Origin of the sequence: Flavobacterium sp., from assembly GCF_035760125.1 — a bacterium.
In the GTDB taxonomy this organism is placed as follows: domain Bacteria; phylum Bacteroidota; class Bacteroidia; order Flavobacteriales; family Flavobacteriaceae; genus Flavobacterium.
Genome location: NZ_DASTTN010000476.1, coordinates 1 through 3957, shown reverse-complemented (window position 1 = coordinate 3957; position 3957 = coordinate 1). Strand labels below are relative to the sequence as shown.

Annotated in this window: 6 protein-coding genes; 5 read left to right on the top strand and 1 reads right to left on the bottom strand. The window is 36.2% G+C overall.

What is annotated here, in order from left to right; translation table 11 throughout:
• Window positions 1-489: alanine--tRNA ligase-related protein (locus tag VFS71_RS16960; RefSeq protein WP_326402773.1), on the bottom strand; the 489-nt coding region annotated here is incomplete at its 3' end.
• 415 nt (window positions 490-904) lie between these two features.
• On the opposite strand from VFS71_RS16960, the gene VFS71_RS16955 reads away from it, so the two are divergent.
• The 5 genes from VFS71_RS16955 to VFS71_RS16935 form a co-directional block, all read left to right on the top strand.
• A complete protein-coding gene (locus VFS71_RS16955) occupies window positions 905-1882 on the top strand; it encodes a M23 family metallopeptidase (RefSeq protein ID WP_326402772.1) in 978 nt (325 codons plus the stop codon).
• Between the two features lie 87 nt (window positions 1883-1969).
• A complete protein-coding gene (locus VFS71_RS16950; RefSeq protein ID WP_326402770.1) occupies window positions 1970-2305 on the top strand; it encodes a MerR family transcriptional regulator in 336 nt (111 codons plus the stop codon).
• Window positions 2306-2346: 41 nt separating this feature from the next.
• Entirely contained in the window at window positions 2347-2934 is a 588-nt protein-coding gene (locus VFS71_RS16945) for a LemA family protein (RefSeq protein WP_326402769.1), read from the top strand.
• A 43-nt stretch (window positions 2935-2977) separates the two neighbouring features.
• A complete protein-coding gene (locus tag VFS71_RS16940; protein ID WP_326402768.1) occupies window positions 2978-3415 on the top strand; it encodes a TPM domain-containing protein in 438 nt (145 codons plus the stop codon).
• Window positions 3416-3418: 3 nt separating this feature from the next.
• Window positions 3419-3957, top strand: a 539-nt coding sequence (locus tag VFS71_RS16935; protein ID WP_326402766.1) for a TPM domain-containing protein, incomplete at its 3' end; no start/stop codon positions are given.

The window sequence follows — 3957 nt, the reverse complement described above, 5'->3', positions numbered from 1 at the left end:
GTCTTTTTTATTTCCAAGAATAATTCGATCTTCGTCAATCAACGTTTTCCAAATATCCCACGCTTCTTGGTCAAACGGCACATTCTCATCTGGATTTCCTTCAAAAACAGAAACATACAGAATGTCTTTTGGAATTTTATAAACTTCCGTCAATAATTCCCAAGCCCAATGAATCGCCTCTTTCTTGAAATAATCACCGAAAGACCAGTTTCCTAACATCTCAAACATCGTGTGGTGATACGTATCAATACCCACTTCCTCAAGGTCATTATGCTTTCCGGAAACACGAAGACATTTTTGCGTATCGGCAATTCTATTGCTTTTTGGAGTTCCATGGCCTAGAAAATATTCTTTAAACTGCGCCATTCCCGAGTTGTTAAACATCAAGGTCGGATCATCCTTAAGAACAATCGGTGCAGATGGAACAATTAAATGCCCTTTACTTTCAAAAAAATCTAAAAATTGTTTACGTACGTCTTGTGATTTCATTTTTGCTGTATATATTCAGTAATTCGTTTATTTTTTTAGTTGCAAACTTTCTGAGATTCTAAGTTTCTAAGACTAAAAACTCAGCAACTCTTCTCTCGGGCGTGCCACCATTAGAAAAAGGAGCCAAATCAAGCAACCGCTTATTCGGCTCCTTTCCCTAATGCTGTCGGGCTATCCGCGCTACTTTGGTAGCTAGCTTCTATCCCTCACGCGAACCCGTTATTTCAAGAGCTTTATTCTAAGCTAAAAAACTCAGTTTCTTAGTACCTTAGTCCCGATAGCTATCGGGATAGCGTCTCCATAAAGACAGGCATCCTATATTTATTATTAAAAAAAGAGTAGAACAACTGAAACATTTATTAAATTTGTTCGACTTACCCTTTAACTAATTTGCAAAAATAGGGTATTTTAAAATATGGCGAAAGTAAAATATTATTACGATTCCGTAAATCTGGCATATCGCAAAATAAAAATAAAAAAGAGGAGAAAAGTTGGCTTTGCCGTTCTGTTTTTATTAGCCTCGGCTTTGTTTGGTTTTTTGACCTTCATAATACTATTGAACACGCCTTATTTTGACACCCCAAAAGACCGTTTGCAAGCGCGGGAAATTGAAAATTTAAAATTGAATTATGCCATTTTAAACAAAAAAATGGACGAAGTAGATGATGTAATAGAAGATATTGAAGATCGGGACAACAATTTATATCGTGTGTATTTCAACACCGCCGCCATTCCCGAAGAAGAACGAAAAGCAGGCTATTCCAAAGTAAACCGTTATGCCGCCCTACAAGGTTATAATAATTCAAAATTGGTGACTAGCACCACCGAAAGAGTGGACGCCTTGAGTAAGGAACTGGCAATTCAGTCCAAATCATTGGATGAAATTGTAAAATTGGCAAAAGCAAAAGGCAAACTGCTTTCGGCAATTCCGGCGATACAACCCGTAAAAAATGAAAATTTAAAAAGAATGGCCTCTGGTTTTGGATATAGAACTGACCCATTTACAAAAGCCAGAAAAATGCACGAAGGAATGGATTTTACGGCCAAAACAGGAACACCTATCTACGCCACTGGTGATGGAATTGTGGCCCAAGCTGATAATACTGCTTCTGGATATGGAAACCATATTGTAATAAGACACGGTTATGGATATGAAACGCTTTATGGGCATTTAAGTAAATACAATTGCCGCCCGGGAAAGTCTGTTAAACGAGGAGACATTATAGGATATGTAGGCAGCACAGGACGTTCCGAAGCTCCGCACTTACATTACGAAGTACATAAAAACGGAAAAGTGGTGAACCCATTAAATTTTTATTACGGCAATATTTCGGCTGTGGAATACGTTGCTATTTCAAAAATAGCTAATCAGGAAAATCAATCGTTGGATTAATTTTTTAGTTGGCAGTTTTCAGTCGCCATCTGAACGAACTTGAAGGATAGAAAGAAGATTTTAAAAAATTTATTCAAAATAAAAAAAATGCATATTGAACTTCCAAAAGATAAAAGATACTACAGCATAGGCGAAGTCGCCAAAGCATTTGATGTAAACGCTTCCTTGATTCGTTTTTGGGATAGTGAATTCGACATTCTGAAACCAAAGAAAAACGCCAAAGGCAATAGAATGTTCACGCCAGAAGATATCAAAAACCTACAGCTTATTTTTCATTTGGTCAAAGAAAGAGGATTCACTTTAGAGGGTGCCAAAATCCATTTGAAAGAAGGCCAAAAGAAAACAATGGATAAATTTGAAATTATCAGTAAATTAGAAAACATAAAAATGCAATTAATCAACATTAAAAACGAATTACAATAACAATACATTAAAACAACAAACAAACTCTAAATTAAACAAACATGAAAAGATTTTTGCCTTGGATTATAGTAGCAGTAGTAATCATTGGAATTTACAGCTGGGTTAAAGGAATTAACAATACAGCAGTTACACTTAGTCAAACTGTCGAGCAATCATGGGGAGATGTGCAAACAGCTTACCAAAGAAGAAATGACCTTATCGGGAACCTAGTAAACACTGTTAAAGGAGCCGCAGATTTTGAAAAAAGCACTTTAACAGCCGTAATCGAAGCGCGTGCCAAAGCGACTGCCGTAACAATTGACCCAAAAAACATTTCACCAGAACAATTAGAAGCATTCAATTCTGCTCAAAGTGGCGTAAGCAGTTCTTTGTCTAGATTATTGGTATCAGTTGAACGTTACCCAGAATTGAAAGCCAATGCCAATTTCTTGAAATTACAAGATGAATTGGCCAGTACAGAAAATCAAATTTTAACGGCTCGTACCCGTTTTAACGAAGCTGTTATGCCATATAATACGCATATCAAAACCTTCCCTAACTCTTTGTTTGCAGGAATGTTTGGATTTAAAGAAAAAGCATATTTTCAAGCAGTAACTGGCGCAGAAAAGCCTGTTGAAGTAAAATTCTAAAAAAACTGAACCCCGCCACCGCGGGGTTTTTAAAAACTATACGATGTCAAAAGTAGAAGATTTTTTAAGCAAAGAAGAAGAACAAGAAATTGTTGAAGCTATTCGGATAGCCGAAAAAAACACTTCTGGCGAGATTCGAGTTCATATAGAAAAAACAACTTCCCTGGATGCGTATGATCGAGCGATGGAAGTTTTTCATGAATTAAAAATGGATGAAACAGAACTTCAAAACGGAGTATTAATTTACCTTGCAGTCGAAGACAAAACTTTTGTGATTTGCGGAGACAAGGGTATTAACGATATTGTTACCAATACTTTTTGGGACAGTACCCGTGATGTTATGGTTGCCCATTTCAAGCAAGGAAATTTTAAACAAGGATTAATTGATGGTATTTTGAAAGCAGGGGAAGAACTCAAAAAACATTTTCCTTGGCAAGAAGGAGATACCAACGAATTATCAAACGAAATATCAAAAGGATAAATAATGGAAATTCCAACAAAGAAAAACTCAAATTCCAAAGGAATTTTACACTCTCTCTTCTTACTAATTGTACTTTTTTCCAGTAATTGTATCTTCTCTCAATTTACAATTCCGGAAAAACCCAGTTTTCAAACTTCGGTTTATGATTATGCCAACATTCTGAGTCCGGAGGAAAAATCACAACTCGAAGAAAAACTAATCAAATATTCAGATTCAACGACAACTCAAATTGTTGTAATTACTATAGAGAGTCTCAAAAACGAAGATGTTAGTCAACTAGCCACTAAATGGGGCCAAACTTGGGGAATTGGCGGAACAGCAAAAGATGACAATGGAGTTATTATTCTTTTAGCCAAAAACGAAAGAAAAATAGCCATCAATCCTGGTTACGGTTTAGAAGATCGATTGACAGCAGGAATAGGAGGAGAAATAATCCGAAACATAATAGTTCCTGAATTTAAAGCCGGTAGTTATTACCAAGGTTTAGACAAAGGCACCAATGCTATTATTGATGTTTTCAAAGGAAAATACAAAGGCGAACG